General features: G+C 65.8%; 15 protein-coding genes. 11 read left to right on the forward strand and 4 right to left on the reverse strand.

Annotation, left to right across the window (positions count from 1 at the left end; all coding sequences use genetic code 11):
* Window positions 1-72 precede the first annotated feature (72 nt).
* The 3 genes from dbpA to yccS all read left to right on the forward strand — a co-directional run bounded on the left by dbpA (window position 73) and on the right by yccS (window position 4,937).
* Window positions 73-1,410, forward strand: coding sequence for an ATP-dependent RNA helicase DbpA (gene dbpA / locus ACK2SD_RS22195; RefSeq protein ID WP_304484463.1), 1,338 nt, complete (start codon window positions 73-75; stop codon window positions 1,408-1,410).
* Window positions 1,411-1,454: 44 nt separating this feature from the next.
* Window positions 1,455-2,636 (forward strand): NAD(P)/FAD-dependent oxidoreductase, encoded by a 1,182-nt coding sequence (locus ACK2SD_RS22200; RefSeq protein WP_412460857.1) that lies wholly within the window; start codon window positions 1,455-1,457, stop codon window positions 2,634-2,636.
* A 117-nt stretch (window positions 2,637-2,753) separates the two neighbouring features.
* Window positions 2,754-4,937 (forward strand): YccS family putative transporter, encoded by a 2,184-nt coding sequence (gene yccS / locus ACK2SD_RS22205; RefSeq protein WP_304484429.1) that lies wholly within the window; start codon window positions 2,754-2,756, stop codon window positions 4,935-4,937.
* 12 nt (window positions 4,938-4,949) lie between these two features.
* Here the strand turns inward: yccS and ACK2SD_RS22210 are convergent, their stop codons facing one another.
* The 3 genes from ACK2SD_RS22210 to ACK2SD_RS22220 form a co-directional block, all read right to left on the reverse strand.
* On the reverse strand, window positions 4,950-5,687 hold the full coding sequence (locus ACK2SD_RS22210; protein ID WP_412460858.1) for a substrate-binding periplasmic protein: 738 nt from the start codon (window positions 5,685-5,687) through the stop codon (window positions 4,950-4,952).
* A 159-nt stretch (window positions 5,688-5,846) separates the two neighbouring features.
* Window positions 5,847-6,143 carry a winged helix-turn-helix domain-containing protein gene (locus tag ACK2SD_RS22215; RefSeq protein ID WP_039582792.1) on the reverse strand — a complete coding sequence of 99 codons (297 nt, stop codon included), beginning with the start codon at window positions 6,141-6,143 and terminating at the stop codon, window positions 5,847-5,849.
* An 11-nt stretch (window positions 6,144-6,154) separates the two neighbouring features.
* Window positions 6,155-6,655 (reverse strand): M48 family metallopeptidase, encoded by a 501-nt coding sequence (locus ACK2SD_RS22220; RefSeq protein ID WP_029614202.1) that lies wholly within the window; start codon window positions 6,653-6,655, stop codon window positions 6,155-6,157.
* A gap of 105 nt (window positions 6,656-6,760) precedes the next feature.
* Here ACK2SD_RS22220 and ACK2SD_RS22225 point away from each other — a divergent pair, with 105 nt between their 5' ends.
* The 8 genes from ACK2SD_RS22225 (at window position 6,761) to ACK2SD_RS22260 (ending at window position 16,139) form a co-directional block, all read left to right on the forward strand.
* On the forward strand, window positions 6,761-7,666 hold the full coding sequence (locus ACK2SD_RS22225) for an AraC family transcriptional regulator (protein ID WP_412462354.1): 906 nt from the start codon (window positions 6,761-6,763) through the stop codon (window positions 7,664-7,666).
* Between the two features lie 181 nt (window positions 7,667-7,847).
* Complete coding sequence (locus tag ACK2SD_RS22230) at window positions 7,848-9,158, forward strand: ABC transporter substrate-binding protein (RefSeq protein WP_412460859.1); 1,311 nt, start codon at window positions 7,848-7,850, stop codon at window positions 9,156-9,158.
* Between the two features lie 76 nt (window positions 9,159-9,234).
* Window positions 9,235-10,158, forward strand: a complete 924-nt coding sequence (locus ACK2SD_RS22235) for a carbohydrate ABC transporter permease (RefSeq protein ID WP_039582788.1) — start codon at window positions 9,235-9,237, stop codon at window positions 10,156-10,158.
* Window positions 10,159-10,168: 10 nt separating this feature from the next.
* On the forward strand, window positions 10,169-11,002 hold the full coding sequence (locus ACK2SD_RS22240; RefSeq protein ID WP_412460860.1) for a carbohydrate ABC transporter permease: 834 nt from the start codon (window positions 10,169-10,171) through the stop codon (window positions 11,000-11,002).
* Window positions 11,003-11,072: 70 nt separating this feature from the next.
* Window positions 11,073-12,179, forward strand: coding sequence for an ABC transporter ATP-binding protein (locus ACK2SD_RS22245; protein WP_412460861.1), 1,107 nt, complete (start codon window positions 11,073-11,075; stop codon window positions 12,177-12,179).
* A gap of 11 nt (window positions 12,180-12,190) precedes the next feature.
* A complete protein-coding gene (locus ACK2SD_RS22250; RefSeq protein WP_412460862.1) occupies window positions 12,191-13,666 on the forward strand; it encodes a mannitol dehydrogenase family protein in 1,476 nt (491 codons plus the stop codon).
* A gap of 14 nt (window positions 13,667-13,680) precedes the next feature.
* Window positions 13,681-15,171, forward strand: coding sequence for a xylulokinase (gene xylB / locus ACK2SD_RS22255; RefSeq protein WP_412460863.1), 1,491 nt, complete (start codon window positions 13,681-13,683; stop codon window positions 15,169-15,171).
* A gap of 35 nt (window positions 15,172-15,206) precedes the next feature.
* Window positions 15,207-16,139: a carbohydrate kinase family protein gene (locus tag ACK2SD_RS22260; RefSeq protein WP_412460864.1), complete on the forward strand. Its 933-nt coding sequence runs from the start codon at window positions 15,207-15,209 to the stop codon at window positions 16,137-16,139.
* A 15-nt stretch (window positions 16,140-16,154) separates the two neighbouring features.
* Here the strand turns inward: ACK2SD_RS22260 and ACK2SD_RS22265 are convergent, their stop codons facing one another.
* Window positions 16,155-18,941 carry an RHS repeat-associated core domain-containing protein gene (locus ACK2SD_RS22265; protein ID WP_412460865.1) on the reverse strand — a complete coding sequence of 929 codons (2,787 nt, stop codon included), beginning with the start codon at window positions 18,939-18,941 and terminating at the stop codon, window positions 16,155-16,157.
* Window positions 18,942-18,945 lie beyond the last annotated feature (4 nt).

Below are 18,945 nucleotides of genomic sequence, written 5' to 3' on the forward strand. Positions count from 1 at the left end.
CGCTTCGCACCGCAGGCCAGTCCCGTGACCACCGACTCCACCGCTTTCGCTTCCCTGCCGCTGTCCGCCGCCATGCTGGCCAATCTGGATGCCCTGGGTTATGCCGCGATGACCCCGATCCAGGCGCAGAGCCTGCCGGTCATCCTCAAGGGCCAGGACCTGATCGCCCAGGCCAAGACCGGCAGCGGCAAGACCGCCGCCTTCGGCATCGGCCTGCTCAACCCGATCAACCCGCGCTACTTCGGCTGCCAGGCGCTGGTGCTGTGCCCCACCCGCGAGCTCGCCGACCAGGTGGCCAAGGAACTGCGCCGCCTGGCCAGGGCCGAGGACAACATCAAGATCCTCACCCTGTGCGGCGGCGTCTCGCTCGGCCCGCAGATCGCCTCGCTGGAACACGGCGCGCACATCATCGTCGGCACCCCAGGGCGCATCCAGCAGCACCTGGACAAGGGCACCCTGGACCTCAAGGGCCTCAACACCCTGGTGCTGGACGAAGCCGACCGCATGCTCGACATGGGCTTCTTCGACGCCATCGCCGCGATCATCGGCAAGACCCCCTCGCGGCGCCAGACCCTGCTGTTCTCGGCCACCTACCCAGCCGGCATCGAGCAACTGGCCGCCGACTTCATGCGCGCGCCGCAGCAGGTCAAGGTCGAGAGCCAGCACAGCGACAGCCAGATCGAGCAGCGCTTCATCGAGATCGATCCACAGCAGCGCCTGGAGGCGGTCACCCGCGTGCTCGGTCACTACCGTCCGCAGTCGTGCGTGGCGTTCTGCTTCACCAAGCAGCAGTGCGAAGACCTGGTCATCCACCTGACCGCCAAGGGCATCGTCGCCCAGGCCCTGCACGGCGACCTGGAACAGCGCGACCGCGATCAGGTGCTGACGATGTTCGCCAACCGCAGCAGCTCGGTGCTGGTGGCCACCGATGTGGCCGCGCGCGGCCTGGACATCGATGGCCTGGACCTGGTGATCAATGTCGAACTGGCGCGCGACGCCGAGATTCACGTGCACCGCGTCGGACGTACCGGCCGCGCCGGTGAGAAAGGGATGGCGATCAGCCTGGTGGCGCCGGCCGAAGGCCATCGCGCCCAGGCCATCGAAGACTTGCAGAAGCGCCCGCTGCGCTGGGAACCGCTGGATGGCCTCAAGCACAAGGGTGGCGAGCCCCTGCTGCCGCCGATGACCACCCTGTGCATCGGTGCCGGGCGCAAGGACAAGCTGCGCCCAGGCGACATCCTCGGTGCGCTGACCGGCGACGCCGGGCTGCCGGGCAAGCAAGTGGGCAAGATCGCCATCTTCGACTTCGTCGCCTTCGTGGCGGTGGAGCGGGCGGTGGCCAAGCAGGCGATGCAGCGGCTCAACAGCGGCAAGATCAAGGGCCGCGCGCTCAAGGTCCGCATCATCTAACCCCCTTGGCAAGCTCCCTTTTCGACTCCAGACAGGTTCACACCGTGCACTCCACCGACGTGATCATCATTGGCGCTGGCGCCGCCGGCCTGATGTGCGCACACCTCAGCGCGCGCCGCGGTCGCCGCGTGCTGCTGCTCGACCATGCCAACAAGCCCGGCAAGAAGATCCTCATGTCCGGCGGCGGGCGCTGCAACTTCACCAATATGTACACCGAGCCGGCCAACTTCCTGTCGCAGAACCCGCACTTCTGCAAGTCGGCCCTGGCCCGCTACACCCAGTGGGACTTCATCGAACTGGTGGCCCGCCACGGCGTGCCGTACCACGAGAAGAAGCTCGGCCAACTGTTCTGCGACAACAAGTCCAGCGACATCCTCGACATGCTCCTGGCCGAGTGCGACGCCGCCGGTGCCGAGCTGCGCATGAACACGCAGATCGAACGGATCGACAAGACCGACGACGGCTACCGCCTGCACACCAGCGCCGGACCGTTCGCCTGCCAGTCGCTGGTGATCGCCACCGGCGGCCTGTCGATCCCGACCTTGGGCGCCACCGGCTTCGGTTACCAGGTCGCCCGCCAGTTCGGCCACACCCTGCTGCCGACGCGCGCTGCGCTGGTGCCGTTCACCGTCACCGAGCCCCAACTCAAGGCACTGTGCAGCGAGCTGTCCGGCACCTCGCTGGACTGCATCGCCCAGTGCAATGGCGTGAGCTTTCGCGAAAACCTGCTGTTCACCCACCGTGGCCTGAGCGGCCCGGCGATCCTGCAGATTTCCTCGTACTGGGAAAGCGGCGACACCGTCGAGCTCAACCTGCTGCCCGACCACGACGCGCTGCAATGGCTGCAACAACAGCAGGCCGAGCGCCCCAACAGCGAGCTCAAGACCGTGCTGGCCGAGGTATTCACCCGCAAGCTGGCGAACTTGCTGGCCGAGCAGTGGTTCGTCTCCAGGCCGTTGAAGCAGTACACCCCGGCGGAACTGGCGCAGATCGCCGAAAAGCTGTCGGCCTGGCAGGTGGTGCCGGCCGGCACCGAGGGCTATCGCACGGCGGAAGTGACCCTGGGCGGCGTGGACACCCGCGAAGTGTCGTCCAAGACCCTGGAGTCGTTGAAGAGTCCGGGGCTGTACTTCATTGGTGAGGTGCTGGATGTCAGCGGCCACCTGGGCGGCTTCAATTTCCAGTGGGCCTGGGCCTCGGCCAACGCCGCGGCGCAGTTCGTCTGAGGTAGAATCCGCTGCGCACGGAACGGTTATTGCTGGATCGTGCAAGGCTACTTCCGGGGCCGCTGTGCGGCCCCGAACCCGATCAGAACTCCCTCTCGCTCACAGCCCAGGGCCACTATGTCATCGAGTTCGTTGCGCCATTCATTGCGTCGCCTGTGGGGCCAGGACAAGTTCAGCTACGCCATCCGGGTGACCATCGCCCTGACCGGCTCCATGGCCTGGTGCTGGTACCACAACGAGATGAGCCTGCTCATCCCGCTGTTCCTGGGCATCATCGCCAGCGCCTTGGCCGAGACCGACGACGGTTGGCAAGGCCGCCTCAGCGCCCTGGCCGTGACCCTGGTGTGCTTCGCCATCGCCGCCCTGGCGGTCGAGCTGCTGTTCCCCTACCCCTGGATCTTCGTCGTCTCGCTGGCCCTGGCCGCCTTCGGCCTGACCATGCTCGGCGCCCTGGGCGAGCGCTATGGCGCGATCGCCTCGGCGACCTTGATCCTGTCGGTGTACACCATGATCGGCGTCGACCAGCGCGGCGGCCAGGTCAGCGACTTCTGGCACGAACCCTTGCTGCTGGTGGCCGGCGCGGCCTGGTACGGCCTGCTCTCGGTGCTGTGGCAGGCGCTGTTCTCCAACCAGCCGGTGCAGCAGAGCCTGGCCAAGCTGTTCTTCGAGTTGGGCAGCTACCTCAAGCTCAAGGCCAGCCTGTTCGAGCCGGTGCGCACCCTGGATGTCGAAGCCACGCGCCTGGAGCTGGCCAAGCAGAATGGCCGGGTGGTCGCGGCGCTGAACACCGCCAAGGAAATCATCCTGCACCGGGTTGGCAACAGCCAGCCCAACTCCAAGGTCAGCCGCTACCTGAAACTGTACTTCCTGGCCCAGGACATCCATGAGCGGGTCAGCGCCTCGCACTACCCTTACAACGCCCTGAGCGAGACGTTCTTCCACAGCGACGTGATGTTCCGCTGCCAACGCCTGCTGCGCAAACAGGGCTCCTCCTGTCAGGAACTGGCCCGTTCGATCCGCCTGCGCCAGCCGTTCGTGCTCGCCAGCGGCTACCCCGAGGCCCTGGAAGACCTCAACGCCTCGCTGGAGTACCTGCGCCAGCAGAACAACCCGGCCTGGCGCGGCCTGTTGCGCTCGCTGCGCGCCCTGGCGGCGAACCTGGCGACCCTCGATCGCCTGCTCGGTGCGGCGAGCAACCCCGACAGCCTGGTCGCCGCCAGCGACAGCAGCCTGCTGGACCGCTCGCCGCGCACCTTCAAGGAAGTCTGGAAACGCCTGCGCACCCAGCTCACCCCCACCTCGCTGCTGTTCCGCCATGCCTTGCGCCTGCCGCTGGCACTGTCGATCGGCTACGGCATGGTGCACCTGATCCACCCCACACAGGGCTACTGGATCATCCTCACCACGCTGTTCGTCTGCCAGCCCAACTACGGCGCGACCCGACGCAAGCTGGTGCAGCGGATCTTCGGCACCGCCATCGGCCTGACGGTGGGCTGGGCGCTGTTCGACCTGTTCCCCAACCCGGTGGTGCAATCGCTGTTCGCGGTGGTGGCCGGTGTGGTGTTCTTCGTCAACCGCACCACCCGCTACACCTTGGCCACGGCGGCGATCACGCTGATGGTGCTGTTCTGCTTCAACCAGATCGGCGATGGCTACGGGCTGTTCCTGCCGCGCCTGTTCGATACCCTGGTCGGCAGCCTGATCGCCATCCTCGCGGTGTTCCTGTTCCTGCCCGACTGGCAGGGACGGCGCCTGAACAAGGTGCTGGCCAACACCCTGAGCTGCGCCAGCGAGTACCTGCGCCAGATCATGCAGCAGTACGCCGTGGGCAAGAGCGACGACCTGGCCTACCGCCTGGCCCGCCGTAACGCGCACAACGCCGACGCGGCGCTGTCGACCACGCTGTCGAACATGCTCATGGAGCCCGGGCACTTTCGCAAGGAAGCCGACGTGGGCTTCCGCTTCCTGGTGCTCTCGCACACCCTGCTCAGCTACCTGTCGGGCCTCGGCGCGCACCGCGACACGGCATTGCCCGCCGAGGTGCACGAGCAGTTGATCGATGGCGTGGGCAGCAGCCTGGCGCGCAGCCTCGACGAGATCGCCAGCGGCCTGGCGGCGCGCTCGCCGGTGGCCATCCACAGCGACGCGGAGGAGGCCCTGGCCCAGCAACTGGAGCAGATGCCCGAAGAGCTGGACGAGCACCAGCGCCTGGTGCAGTCGCAACTGGCGTTGATCTGCAGGCAATTGGGACCGCTGCGCACGCTGGCGGCGCATTTGATCAAGGACAGCGAGCCGGCCTGAGGTGCCGGCGCGTCAGAAGCCGTACTGGCGCATGATCCGCGCGTAGCTGCCATCGGCCTTCATCGCCTGGATCGCGCGGTCGAAACCCTGGACGATCTGGTCATGCTGCGGGTTCTTCAGGCTGACCAGTATGTGCAGGCTGTTCTCGCCCAGGGGCTGGGCGACGAAGTCCACCTGCCCGCGCACCTCGGGCGGCTCGTGTTGCAGCAGGTAGCGCGCCACCAGTTCGTCTTCCACCGCCAGGTCGACCCGGCCGGCAGCCAGCATGCGGATGGCCGACGAGAAGCTGCGCACCGGCACCTTGTCGAGTCGGCTGTCGCTGTCGAAGGCCGGGGAATAGGCATAGTCACGCACCACGGCGATGCTGTAGGGGTACAGGTCGGCCAACTGGGTGAAGCTGAAGGGTCGATCCTTGCGCCCGAGCAGGCGGATGCGGTTGCTCAGGTAAGGGCTGGAGAATTCACCGAGTTGGGTACGCGATTCGGTGTACCAGGCGTTGATCAGCACGTCGTAGCGGCCCTCGCCCACGCCCATCAGCGCCCTGGCCCACGGCACTTCCTCGAATTCGCTGGCATACCCGGCGCGCGCCAGCGCCGCGCTGACCAGACCGGTCGCCAGGCCGCCGCCGGGCAAGCTGCTGTCGGAGAACGGCGGCCATTTATCGGCCACCAGGCGCAACGTCGGCTGGGCCACGGCAGGTGCCATCGCCAACACCGCGATCAACCCCACAACGCCAAGCAGTGAGCGCATGCACAGTACCTCTCGCGGTCTGGAGGGATCGCAGCCGATGGCTCGAGGGTACACAAAGCCGACCGCCGACGGCAGCAGGCAATAATGTCATTTAGCCTCTATTTTGGCCGAATCGCTGAGCGGCGCTGGCGCTGCGCGACGGCGAACGCTGCTCGCGCCTCAGGGATAGCCCAGCACCTGACGGATGTGCGCCAGATGGGCTTCGATCCACTGTTTGTCGATCGCCCCCCAGTCGCGGATGCGGTACTGCCCGGCATGGTTGCGCGCGCCGCTTAGCTGCTCGAATTCACAGACGATGTCCAGGTCGGCCAGGGCGGTGAGGGTGTCCTGCGCGGTGCGCCGGGGCATGCCGGTGGCCTCCATCAGTGCCGGCACGCTGGTCGCGGTCTGGCTGTCGATCAGCCAGGCGACGTACAGCCGGCGGTAGAAACTGCTCTTGGTCTTGCTTACGTCCATGCTCGGGAGCCTCAGGCGATACCCGGCAGTTCACGCCAGGTCAGGTAGACACGCAGGTCGAATTCCAGCTGATGGTAGTCCGGCTCCATGTGCTGGCACAGTTGGTAGAACGCCTTGCTGTGGTCGCGCTCGCGCAGGTGGGCCAGTTCGTGGACCACGATCATGCGCAAGAACTGCGGCGCTGCGTCCTTGAACAGCGACGCAATGCGGATTTCCTTCTTGGCCTTGAGCTTGCCGCCCTGCACCCGGGTCACCGCGGTGTTCAGCCCCAGGGCGCGGTGGGTGAGGTCCAGGCGATTGTCATAGAGCACCTTGTCCAGCGGCGGCGCGCTGCGCAGGAACTGCTGGCGCAGGTCCTGGGCGTAGAGGTACAGCGCCTTGTCGTTCTGCACGTCGTGGCGCTGCGCATAGCGCTGCTGCAGGTAGTCGCCCAGGCGATCGCGGGCGATCAGTTGGCGGACCTGTTCCTGCAGATGCGGCGGGTAGGCTTGCAAGTAGCGTAGGGGCGTCATGGCCGGGGAGTTTACCCAATCGCCGCGTCCCTGTGTGCGTGCTGCCAGCGCTCGGCGCCATTGTTGGCTACGATGATCCCTTCATCCCCGCTCGAAGCACTGACCATGCCCAAAGCCAGTAAAGTCATCGACCCCTCCTACGAACTGATGGACGACCATGAAGGCCACTCGCTGATCTACCGCCAGCATGGCTTTCCCAGCCCGCTGGTGCGCTGGCATTTCCACAAGGAATACGAGCTGCACCTGATCGTCGCCAGCGCCGGCAAGGTGTTCATCGGCGACTACATCGGCAACTTCGCGCCCGGCACCCTGTTCCTCACCGGCCCCAACCTGCCGCACAACTGGATCAGCCAGGTGACTGCCGACGAGGTGGTGGACACCCGCGACATGCTGGTCAATTTCACCGAAGAGGTGCTCGAACACGGCAGCCAGGTGTTCTCCGAGCTGAACCAGTTGGCGCCCCTGCTGGCCCGCGCCAGCTACGGCATCGAGTTCCGCGACCCGGTGCTGATCGACCAGAGCCGGCTGTTGCTGCAATGCATCGCCGACAGCCGGGGCATGGCCCGCCTGGGATACTTTTTTATCCTCATGGAAAAACTCGCGGCCTGCGACGACTACCAACTGCTGTCCACCGTCACCTCCTCGCACCTGGCCGACGAGCACAACGTCGACCGCATCAACCGGGCCGTGGACTACATCTTCGAGCACTACGCCCAGGACCTCACGCAACGCGAAGTGGCCGAGCACCTGGGCATGACCACCACCTACTTCTCGCGCTTCTTCAAGCAGGCCGCAGGCCGGGGGTTCGTCGAGTTCGTCAACCGCCTGCGGGTCAGCAAGTCCTGCGAACTGCTGGCGCGCAGCGAGCTGCCGGTGACCGAGGTGTGCTTCGAGTCGGGCTTCAGCAACCTGTCCAATTTCAATCGGCGCTTCCAGCAGCTCAAGGGCATGACCCCCTCCGGCTACCGCAGCCTGGTGACCCAGCGCCTGACCGAGCAAAACCGCGCCTGAGCCTGAGCGCGAGCTGTTTGGCAGCACACCACGCGCCAATGACGCACAGCAAAAAAGTATCGGTCAGGGTGCAGGCCAGGCTTTGTCGCTGAATCCCGTCACAGGTGTAATCGGTGGCGAGCATGACAAAAACAATAATGTCTCCTGCGCCGTCCTGCGGTCCGGGAGGGGAGTTCACCGCATGAACGACTCGATCAAGGCCTGCCTGGCCGTCGCCTGCCTCGGCCTGATGCCACTGGCCCAGGCCGCTGAAACCCTGACCATCGCCACCGTCAACAACAGCGACATGATCCGCATGCAGCGTCTGTCCAAGGTGTTCGAACAGCAGCACCCGGACATCGCGCTGAAGTGGGTGGTGCTCGAAGAAAACGTGCTGCGCCAGCGGCTGACCACCGACATCGCTACCCAGGGCGGGCAGTTCGACGTGCTCACCATCGGCATGTACGAAGCCGCGTTGTGGGGCGCCAAGGGCTGGCTGGAGCCGATGCAGGACCTGCCGGACGACTACCATCTCGATGACGTCTTCCCCTCGGTGCGCGACGGCCTTTCGGTCAAGGGCACGCTCTACGCCCTGCCCTTCTACGCCGAAGCCTCGATCACCTACTACCGCAAGGATCTGTTCCAGCAGGCCGGCCTGAGCATGCCCGAGCAGCCGACCTGGACCCAACTGGGCGAGTTCGCCGCCAAGCTCAACAAGCCCCAGGACGGCCAGTACGGTATCTGCCTGCGCGGCAAGGCCGGCTGGGGCGAGAACATGGCCCTGATCGGCACGCTGGCCAATGCCTTCGGCGCACGTTGGTTCAACGAACGATGGCAGCCGGAGTTCACCGGCAGCGAATGGACCCAAGCGCTGAACTTCTACGTCGACACGATGAAGCACTACGGGCCGCCCGGCGCGTCGAGCAACGGCTTCAATGAGAACCTGGCGCTGTTCAACAGCGGCAAGTGCGCGATGTGGGTCGATGCCAGCGTCGCCGGCTCGTTCGTCACCGACAAATCCCAGAGCAAGGTGGCCGATGTCACCGGCTTCACCTTCGCCCCCAAGCAAGTCACCGACAAAGGCGCGAGCTGGCTGTACTCCTGGGCCCTGGCGATCCCCACCAGCTCCAAGTCCAAGGACGCGGCGAAGGCCTTCAGCACCTGGGCCACTTCACAGGCCTACGCCCAACTGGTGGCCGACAAGGACGGTGTGGCCAACGTGCCACCCGGCACCCGCGCCTCCACCTACAGCGAGGCGTACTTGCAGGCTGCGCCGTTCGCCAAGGTGACCCTGGAGTCGCTCAAGCGGGTGGACCCCAACAACCCCACCCTCAAGCCGGTGCCCTATGTGGGCATCCAGTTGGTGACCATCCCTGAGTTCCAGGCCATCGGCACCCAGGTCGGCAAGTTGTTCGCCGCTGCCCTGACCGGGCAGATGAAGCCCGAGCAGGCACTGGCCGCCGCCCAGGCCTCCACCGAACGCGAGATGAAACGCGCCGGCTACCCCAAGTAGTCCGAACGGATCCGTCGGCGCGCCCGCCAGGGCGCGTCGACGCTCGCCCGCCCTGCCTGCCGCCTGAGGAATCGTGATGAAGACGTCGGCCCTGGACACCCCGACCCTGGCCCCCGAGCGCCGGGGCAAACGCCGCATCGGCCCCGGCTGGTTCCTGGTCAGCCCCTCGGTAGCGCTGTTGCTGCTGTGGATGATCGTGCCCCTGGGCATGACCCTGTACTTTTCGCTGATCCGCTACAACCTGCTGTACCCCGGCGAAAACGACTTCGTCGGCCTGGAGAACTTCAGCTTCTTCGTCACCGACGCGGGCTTTCTGCCCGGTGCGCTCAACACCCTGACCCTGGTGGGCAGCGTGCTGGCGATCAGCATCGTCTTCGGCGTGCTCATCGCCGCGCTGCTGGAGGCTGGGGAGTTCTGGGGCCGCGGCGTGGTGCGGGTGCTGTTGATCTCGCCGTTCTTCATCATGCCCACGGTCAGTGCGCTGCTGTGGAAGAACCTGATCCTGCACCCGGTGTCCGGCATTCTCGCCGCGCTCTGGCGCCTGTTCGGCGCGCAGCCGGTGGACTGGCTGGCGCATTACCCGTTGCTGTCGATCATCCTGATCGTGTCGTGGCAGTGGCTGCCGTTCGCCATCCTGATCCTGATGACCGCCATGCAGTCGCTGGACCAGGAACAGAAGGAAGCTGCACGCCTGGACGGCGCCGGCCCGCTGGCGATCTTCTGGCACCTGACCCTGCCGCACCTGGCACGGCCCATCGCCGTGGTGCTGATGATCGAGACCATCTTCCTGCTGTCGGTGTTCGCCGAGATCTTCACCACCACCAGCGGCGGACCGGGCTACGAGTCCACCAACCTGGCCTACCTGATCTACAACCAGGCGCTGCTGCAGTTCGACGTCGGCATGGCGTCGGCCGGTGGCCTGATCGCCGTGCTGATCGCCAACGTCGCTGCCATCGTGCTGGTGCGCATGATCGGCAAGAACCTCACCGAGCGCAGCTGAGGAGCCCGCCATGCTGACACTCAAGCAAACCCGCCGCCTGCGCGACGCGCTGCTCGGCCTGCTGTGCTGGGGCATCGCCCTGGTGATCTTCTTCCCGATCTTCTGGATGCTGCTGACCAGCTTCAAGACCGAACTGGACGCCTTCGCCACGCCGCCGCAGTTCACCTTCCAGCCGACGCTGGAGAACTACCTGCACATCAACGAGCGCAGCGACTACTTCGCCTATGCCTGGAACTCCGTACTGATCTCGGCCACGGCGACACTGCTGTGCATGCTGATCGCAGTGCCGGCCGCCTATTCCATGGCTTTCTTCGAGTCGCGCCACACCAAGCGCACCTTGCTGTGGATGCTTTCGACCAAGATGCTGCCGCCGGTGGGCGTGCTGATGCCCATCTACCTGCTGGCCAAGCAGTTCGGCCTGCTCGACTCGCGCCTGGCGCTGATCATCGTCTACACCCTGATCAACCTGCCGATCGTGGTGTGGATGATCTACACCTACTTCAAGGACATCCCCGTGGACATCCTCGAGGCGGCGCGCCTGGACGGGGCCGGCACCTGGCAGGAGATCGTCCGCGTGCTGCTGCCAATCGCCCGCGGCGGCCTGGCCTCCACGGTACTGCTGTCACTCATCCTGTGCTGGAACGAGGCGTTCTGGTCGCTCAACCTCACCTCGTCGGCCGCTGCTCCGCTCACCGCGCTGGTAGCGTCCTATTCCAGCCCCGAAGGCCTGTTCTGGGCCAAGCTCTCGGCCGTCTCCACCCTGGCCTGCGCGCCGATCCTGATCTTCGGCTGGATCAGCCAGAAGCAACTGGTGCGCGGGCTTTCGTTCGGAGCGGTGAAATGAAACGGCTCAGTGCCGCTGCTGCGCAGCCCAATCCCCAATCGAACCCCTGCCGCCACGGAGCGCACTCGACATGGCTGATCTGAAGATCCGTAACCTGCACAAAGGCTTCGATGGCCACGCCATCATCAAAGGCATCGACCTGGACGTTCACGACCGCGAGTTCGTGGTGTTCGTCGGCCCGTCGGGCTGCGGCAAGTCGACCCTGCTGCGCCTGATCGCCGGCTTGGAAGAGGTCAGCAGCGGCACCGTTGCGCTCGATGGCCGCGACATCACCGACACCGCCCCGGCCAAGCGCGACCTGGCCATGGTGTTCCAGACCTACGCCCTGTACCCGCACATGACCGTGCGCAAGAACCTGTCGTTCGCCCTGGACCTGGCCGGGGTGGCCAAGGCCGAGGTCAGCCGCAAGGTCGAGGACGCCGCGCGCATCCTCGAACTGCAACCGCTGCTTGAACGCAAGCCGCGCCAGCTCTCCGGCGGCCAACGCCAGCGCGTGGCCATCGGCCGGGCGATCGTGCGCAACCCGAAGATCTTCCTGTTCGACGAGCCGCTGTCCAACCTCGATGCCGCCCTGCGCGTGCAGATGCGCCTGGAACTGTCGCGCCTGCACAAGGAATTGGCCGCAACCATGATCTACGTGACCCACGATCAGGTCGAAGCCATGACCCTGGCCGACAAGGTGGTGGTGCTCAACGGCGGCCGCGTCGAGCAGGTCGGCTCACCGCTGGAGCTCTACCGCCACCCGGCCAACCTGTTCGTCGCAGGCTTTCTCGGCACGCCGAAGATGGGCTTTCTGCGCGGCCACCTGAGCCGCAATCATGGCGAGCGCTGCGAAGTGGCGCTGGAGTGCGGGACGCGCCTGGACGTGCCGCTGAGCGCCGGCGAGCTGGCCACCGGCAGTCCGCTGACCCTGGGCATTCGCCCCGAACACCTGAACATCGCCAGCCCCGGTGAGCCCGGCGCCCTGCAGGTGATCGCCGATGTCAGCGAGCGGCTGGGCAGCGACAGTTACTGCCACGTGCGCAGCGCCTGCGGAGAAATGCTCACGGTACGGGTGCGCGGCGACTTCGCGCCGACCTTCGGCGAGCCGCTGCACCTGCACCTCGATCCCCAGCACTGCCACCTGTTCGACAGCCAGGGCCAGGCGCTGAGCAAACCCCTGCAAGTGGCCGCCTGAAGGAACTCCCGATGAAACTCGACCCGCGTACGCTCGACCAACTGCCAACCACCGTCGCCCGCCCGACCTACGACCCCGCGCAACTGCGCCAGGGCATCGTGCACATCGGTGTCGGTGGATTCCACCGCGCCCACCAAGCGGCCTACACCGACGCCCTGATGAACCTCGGCGAAGCCCACGACTGGGCGATCTGCGGCGCCGGCCTGCGCAGCGAAGACCGCGCCATGCGCGATGCCCTGGCCAGCCAGGGCCACCTGTACACCCTGTTCGAGCTGGGCGATGGAGCCGATACCGAGGTCCGCGTGATTGGCGCGATCAACGGCATGCTGCTGGCCGAGGACGATGCCCCGGCGCTGCTCGACACTTTGGCCGACCCGGCCATCCGTATCGTCTCGCTGACCATCACCGAAGGCGGCTACTGCATCGACGACAGCACCGGCGAGTTCCTCGACCAGTTGCCCGCGATCCAGCACGACCTGGCCAGCCCCGAGCAACCGCGCAGCGTGTTCGGTTTCCTCTGCCAGGCGCTGCGACGCCGACGCGAGGCGGGCAACGCGGCATTCACAGTGATGTCCTGCGACAACCTTCCGCACAACGGCGAAGTGGCGCGCAAGGCCCTGCTGGCCTTCGCCCGCTTGCTCGACGCCGACCTGGCCGAGTGGATCGCCCGCCACGTCAGCTTCCCCAACGCCATGGTCGATCGCATCACGCCCATGACCAGCGCCGCCCACCGCGAGCAACTGGCCAAGCGGCACGGCATCGAGGACGCCTGGCCGGTGGTCTGCGAGCCCTTCCTGCAATGGGTGCTGGAAGACCAGTTCGTCAGTGGCCGACCGGCCTGGGAAAAGGTCGGCGTGCAGTTCACCGACGACGTCACGCCCTACGAGGAGATGAAGATCAAGCTGCTCAACGGCAGCCACCTGGCCCTCACCTACCTGGGCTTTCTGCAGGGCTACCGCTTCGTCCACGAAACCCTGGCCGACCCACTCCTGCGCCGCTACATGCGCACCTTCATGGACCTGGATGTGACGCCACAGCTGGCACCCGTGCCGGGCATCGAACTGGCGCACTACAAGGAAGCACTGATCGAGCGCTTCGCCAACCGCGCCATCGCCGACCAGCTCGAGCGCGTGTGCTCGGACGGCTCGTCGAAATTCCCCAAGTTCATCGTGCCCACCGCCAACCGCCTGATCGCCGACGGCCGGCCGCTGGAACGCGTGGCGCTGGTGGTCGCGGCCTGGGCGCTGTACCTGGGCGGCGTGGACGAACAGGGCAACCACTACGCTATCCCCGACCCTCGCGCCGCCCAGTGCCAGGCCCGCGTGGTACAGCGCGACGGACTGGCTGCACGGGTGTTGGGCGACGAGACCCTCTTCGGCACGGCCATCCCGGCGTCACGCGAATTCGTCGTCGCCTTCGAGCGTCTGTATGACAGCTTGCGCGAGGTCGGCGTCAGCGAAACCCTGCGCCGGGTACTGGGCGACTGACACGGAGCGCGACAATGGACGGACTATTTCTCGGTATCGACTGCGGCACCCAGGGCACCAAGGCCCTGGTACTCGACGCCGGTAGCGGTGCGGTGCTGGGCCTGGGCAGCGCCGCGCATGCCCCGCCCGAGGGCGAGCAGGGTCGCCGCGAGCAGGACCCGGCGGACTGGCTGCGGGCCTTGCGCACGGCCGTGGCCGAGGCCTTGGCCTGCGCTGGTGTGTCCGGCTCGGCCATTCGCGCGCTGGCCGTCTCCGGCCAGCAGCACGGCCTGGTCATGCTCGATGGCCAGGGCCAGGTGCTGCGCCCCGCCAAGCTGTGGTGCGACACCGAGAGCAGCGCCGAGAACGAGGATCTGCTGGCGGCGCTGGGCGGACCGGCCGGCTCGCTGGAGCGACTCGGACTGGTGATCGCGCCGGGCTACACGCTGTCCAAGCTGCTGTGGAGCAAGCGTCACCACCCCGAGCTGTTCGCCCGCGCCGAACACCTGCTGCTGCCCCACGACTTCCTCAATCACTGGCTCACCGGCCGCGCCTGCACCGAGCCGGGCGATGCGTCCGGCACCGGCTATTACGATGTGCGCCAACGCGCCTGGGCCACCGATGTACTGGAGTTGGTCGAACCCGGCACGCGCCTGGCGGCGGCGCTCCCGCAACTGCTGGCGTCGGGTGACTGCATCGGCACGTTGCAGACAGCAGCGGCCCAGGCGCTTGGGCTCGACGCCAGCACCTGGGTGGCCAGCGGCGGCGGCGACAACATGCTCGGCGCCCTCGGCACGGGCAATATCCGCCCCGGCCTCATCACCTTGAGCCTGGGCACCTCCGGTACCCTCGCCGCGCACACCGACCTGGCGCAGATCAGTCCCCAGGCCGAAGTCGCCACCTTCTGCGGGTCTTCCGGCGGCTGGCTGCCGCTGATCTGCAGCATGAACCTGACCGGTGCCTGCGCGCTGATTCAAGACCTGCTGCAACTGGACCTGCAGCAATTCGGCGAACTGGCTGGCCAGGCGCCAATCGGTGCCGGCGGACTGCTGATGCTGCCGTTCTTCGATGGCGAGCGGGTGCCGGCGCTGCCCGACGCCAGCGCCAGCCTGCTGGGCATGACCAGCGCCAACCTCACCCGCGCCAACCTGTGCCGGGCGGTGCTGGAGGGCACGTGCTTCAGCCTGCGCTACGGGCTCGACCTGCTGCGCGAGGTCGGCCTGCTGGGCCAGGAAATTCGCCTGGTCGGCGGTGCGGCGAAGAGCCCGCTGTGGCGCCAGACCCTCGCCGACCTGCTCGGCGTGCCGCTGGTTTGCCCGCGCCAGACCGAAGCCGCAGCGCTCGGTGCGGCGATTCAGGCGGCCTGGAGCCTGGGGCGTCAACTGGGCAGCGGGGACGACCTGCCGACGCTGGTCGAGCGCTGCGTAGCGCTCGACCCCAGCACCCGGACCGAGCCACAGCCCGCGCAACAGGCGGCTTTCGAGACCGCCTACCAACGTTATCGGGCGCACCTGCCGACGCGCTGAGCGCGGCCCGCGTTCATGTTTGCTCGGAGACCTTCATGTATCTGGTTTGTGGCGAAGCGCTGTTCGATGTGTTCAGCCAGGCGGACAACCCCCGCAGCAGTGAGCTGGATTTCAAGGCGATTGCCGGCGGCTCGCCGTTCAACGTCGCGGTCGGCCTGCGCCGCCTCGGCGCGGAGTCGGCATTGTTCGGCGGCCTGTCCAGCGACTACCTGGGCGCGCGACTGCGTCGGGTGCTGCAACAGGAACAGGTCGATTGCAGCCATCTGGTCGTCAGCGAGGCGCCCACCACACTGGCCATGGTCGGCTTGAATGCCGATGGCTCAGCACAGTACCAGTTCCGTGGCGACGGCTGCGCCGACCGTCAGGTACGCCTGGAGCACCTCCCTGTGCTGGATCCTCAGGTACGCGGCATTCATGTGGGTTCCTACACCTTGGTGGTGCAGCCGGTGGCGGACAGCTTGCTGGCGCTGGTGCAGCGTGAAAGCGAGCGCCGGCTGATCAGCCTCGACCCCAACGTGCGCCTGAACACGCAGCCCGACGTGGCGCTGTGGCGCCGCCAGGTCGAGGCATTCGCCGCGCATGCCCACCTGATCAAGGCCAGCGAGGAAGACCTGACCCTGCTCTACCCGCAGCGCGATCCCGCCGAGGTTGCACGGGGCTGGCTCAACCCGCGCTGTCGGCTGGTGTTCGTCACCCACGGGGCGAACGGCGCCAGCGCGCACACGGCGCAGGGCTCATGGACGCGCCCGGCGGACACCTCGCGGCCCTTGCGCGACACCGTCGGCGCGGGCGATACCTTTCAGGCGGCAGTGTTGAGCGGTCTGGCCACGCTGAACGCGGACAGTCCACAGGCACTGGCGGCGCTAACGCGCGAAGCGATCGACGACCTCCTCGAATTCGCCATTCGCGCGGCGGCCATCACCTGTTCGCGGGTGGGGCCGGATCTGCCATTTGCCCGGGAGCTTTAATCAAAGGTTACGCCATCAGCTACGTTCGCGTCGCAATGACTGCCAGCGTGCATATCGACCTCTGCGCTCTGAATGCGGTTTGTAAGCGCTCCACCGCCACGGCGCCGTGTGCCAAGGCGCTGGAACTTCCCAACCACCCTTGTAGAAATGAATCTGCCCCGCTAGCGCCGCTCTGTTACGAAACGCATAGCGCAACTCGCTGGCTGTAATGGACCATCCGAATTCACCTCTTTTATTGATAACGGCCGATTCACTCAGGTCGTCAAGGACAAAGTGGATCTTAGGTCCTGCCTGATTGGCTGCCATTTGAAGACCCAGTTTGGATCCCCGCTTCCAAAGTAACAACGGGCCGATATCATCCTGTATCCAATAGTGAAATCTACTGGCTCCCCACTGCGTGGCTACGCTCTCGTAGATGCTTGGAATATTAAACTTCGGATTCTTTTCGCCCGCCGTAAGATAGCTGTCCCAATGCACATAGGTCCCAAACGTCTCCCGAGCGACCGCGAAACTTCGAGTGCCCGGAGCTGCCGCCTTTAGTAGTTGGTGTGGTGAAGCGTTCTCTGGCAGTTTGAACTTTACCAAGGCTTCAATGCGCACGGCTTTAGCGATGGCTATGTTGTAGTGATCAATGGTCAACGCAGCGTCATCCTCCAACTCTCGATACCCCTCTATCGCGACCCTCAGATAGTTATGACGGGGATCGCACAATCCATAAACGAGATCACCTCGCCCTCGATCGAGATTCATGCTCGTCGCGAGCAAGCCTGCGGCATCGAAATATGTTACGGGGCTATTTCGCACCATGGCGTATAGATTGGCCCCATCGACGACCCCTGCCGGATCCGCACTCAGCCAACGCCCCGTCCAGGGTTGATAATACCGATAGCCGTAGTAATACAGCCCCCCCGCGTCCCGCTCTCGCCCGGAATACCGAACCGCTTTATTGGTTGCTTTGATCTGATGACGCGCGGCCAAACTGGCCGTTCCACCAAACGGGTAAAACGCTTCACGGCTTATGACCTCACCCACGGCATCGAGCTCCAACCCGACACTGCCGATCACGTCGTTATAGCCATAGCGAATGTCGTCGCTATCGACACGCTCCGGCACTTGCGACAGGCCACGCACGGCCCGTGCCTGAGCGTTACCTGCCTTGCCCATCACCACAACGTGCACACGCTCCTTAACATCACCGGCGGCACACTCAAGATGCAACTCCACGCCCGGGAGGTAAACCACGTGATGTTGCTTCAGCGAACGCCCCTGCCGCTGTCCGCAGACCTTGAGCACACGCTGCCCGCCTGCGTCATAGCGATAGTGCTCCACGCCCTCTCCTGACACTTGCTGCAACTCGCCACGCGCCGTCCAGACCACCGCCTGTCCCGGCAGCAACGCCCGTTGTTCGCCCCCGGCAGTGAACAGCGCTTGCACGCCCTCCGGCTCCTCGCACAGCACATCCCACACACCGCGGTTGCTGCGAGGACTCACGGTGATTGCCGTCACATAATGATTGTTGGTCGCTGGCGCGCTGTGCTGGATGCGGATCAGGTTGCCCGCGCTGTCGTAGGTAAAACGCCGCGTATATCGCGTGTAGAGCGAGTCATCCACCGGCAGCGGTACCAGCGCCTCAGGCAACAGATTGCCTTCTCGCCCGACATTGACCATCTCCCGACCGCTGGCGAAGACCAGTTGGTAGAAGCTGTCGTAGCGGTACTCGTACTCGGCGGCGACGCGCTGGTTGCGCCAGAACCGGGTCGGTTCGGCGTCGTTGTTCGTCCCGATCACGTTGCCGACAGGATCATAGCGATAGTGCAGCGCTTGCACACGTCGAGGCAGCACCGCTTGGCGGCTGGTCTGAACGCACGCCAACCAAGAGGTCCTGGGCTGGTAACGATAAACCGTCACCGCGCCATTACCATGGGCCTCGCGCAGCTTGCGGCCCTGCGCCGAGTAGTCCACGGACACTACGATGGCGCGCTCAGGCTTGCTCTCGAGCGTCAGCCAAGTAGCGTTAAGCGCGCCCGCCACATCGTACGCCATGCGCTGCCGATGCCCGGCACAATCGAGCGACCACAGCGGCCTGCCCGTGGCGTCGCTGCCGCTGCATGTGCGGTAGGCATCGGTGTCCAGCAGATGGTCCCAATCCTGAGCTGAATCGCCGCGCCAGTCGGCGTGGACATCAACGTCGTCGGCCTCGCGCAACAACTGCCGTGACACACAGGTCGGCGTCCCCACCAGAGCCTTGCCTTGCGTGATGAGCCGCCCGGCAGGGTCGTAGTGACTCACCAGATCGCCCGACAGATTACGGTCTTTGTCCGCAGCGGCGTGCCCGGCATAGCACAAGCGTTCGCTGACCCGCGCTGGCGCTCCGACCACCTGCTCGCTGACGCTCAGTAGCCGACCTGCCAGCGTCGGCGGCTCATAGTCCCGGCGGTGCATCACCGCTTGCGTGAAATCGTCCTGATCGGCCGTGCCGACGCCCACCTGATTGACTGCGAACAGCGCACGTCCGGCGCAGTCGTCAAGCGTTAGCCGAGTACCGGCATCGGCACTCTGCACCCGCAGGGTCTGCCGAGCCAACCCCTGCCGATACAGGAAATTGGCCCGACCGGCAGCATGCAAACGCGGATCAGCCATCTGGCTCGGCAAGCCCGATGGGCCGTAACCGTGACGCGCAATACGGATCTCGGCGGCGGCTGTCAGCGCCTCGCGCCGGTAATACTCGATCTGACGCACGGGCAGACGACGATTGTCGTATACCTTGACAGAAGGTGTGTGATGGAACAGTTCGCCGCCCATGCCC

The sequence above is a fragment of the Pseudomonas sp. SC11 genome, assembly GCF_047039205.1.
GTDB classification, from domain to species: Bacteria; Pseudomonadota; Gammaproteobacteria; order Pseudomonadales; family Pseudomonadaceae; genus Aquipseudomonas; species Aquipseudomonas boreofloridensis.

Bases quoted from the DNA above. Each gene is read 5' to 3' on its own strand.
- ACK2SD_RS22250 (WP_412460862.1), top strand. From the start codon at position 12,191: ATGAAACTCGACCCGCGTACGCTCGACCAACTGCCAACCACCGTCGCC.
- dbpA (WP_304484463.1), top strand. From the start codon at position 73: ATGCTGGCCAATCTGGATGCCCTGGGTTATGCCGCGATGACCCCGATC.
- ACK2SD_RS22225 (WP_412462354.1), top strand. From the start codon at position 6,761: ATGCCCAAAGCCAGTAAAGTCATCGACCCCTCCTACGAACTGATGGAC.
- ACK2SD_RS22240 (WP_412460860.1), top strand. From the start codon at position 10,169: ATGCTGACACTCAAGCAAACCCGCCGCCTGCGCGACGCGCTGCTCGGC.
- yccS (WP_304484429.1), top strand. From the start codon at position 2,754: ATGTCATCGAGTTCGTTGCGCCATTCATTGCGTCGCCTGTGGGGCCAG.
- ACK2SD_RS22260 (WP_412460864.1), top strand. From the start codon at position 15,207: ATGTATCTGGTTTGTGGCGAAGCGCTGTTCGATGTGTTCAGCCAGGCG.
- ACK2SD_RS22235 (WP_039582788.1), top strand. From the start codon at position 9,235: ATGAAGACGTCGGCCCTGGACACCCCGACCCTGGCCCCCGAGCGCCGG.
- ACK2SD_RS22210 (WP_412460858.1), bottom strand. From the start codon at position 5,687: ATGCGCTCACTGCTTGGCGTTGTGGGGTTGATCGCGGTGTTGGCGATG.
- ACK2SD_RS22230 (WP_412460859.1), top strand. From the start codon at position 7,848: ATGAACGACTCGATCAAGGCCTGCCTGGCCGTCGCCTGCCTCGGCCTG.
- xylB (WP_412460863.1), top strand. From the start codon at position 13,681: ATGGACGGACTATTTCTCGGTATCGACTGCGGCACCCAGGGCACCAAG.
- ACK2SD_RS22245 (WP_412460861.1), top strand. From the start codon at position 11,073: ATGGCTGATCTGAAGATCCGTAACCTGCACAAAGGCTTCGATGGCCAC.
- ACK2SD_RS22215 (WP_039582792.1), bottom strand. From the start codon at position 6,143: ATGGACGTAAGCAAGACCAAGAGCAGTTTCTACCGCCGGCTGTACGTC.
- ACK2SD_RS22220 (WP_029614202.1), bottom strand. From the start codon at position 6,655: ATGACGCCCCTACGCTACTTGCAAGCCTACCCGCCGCATCTGCAGGAA.
- ACK2SD_RS22265 (WP_412460865.1), bottom strand. From the start codon at position 18,941: ATGGGCGGCGAACTGTTCCATCACACACCTTCTGTCAAGGTATACGAC.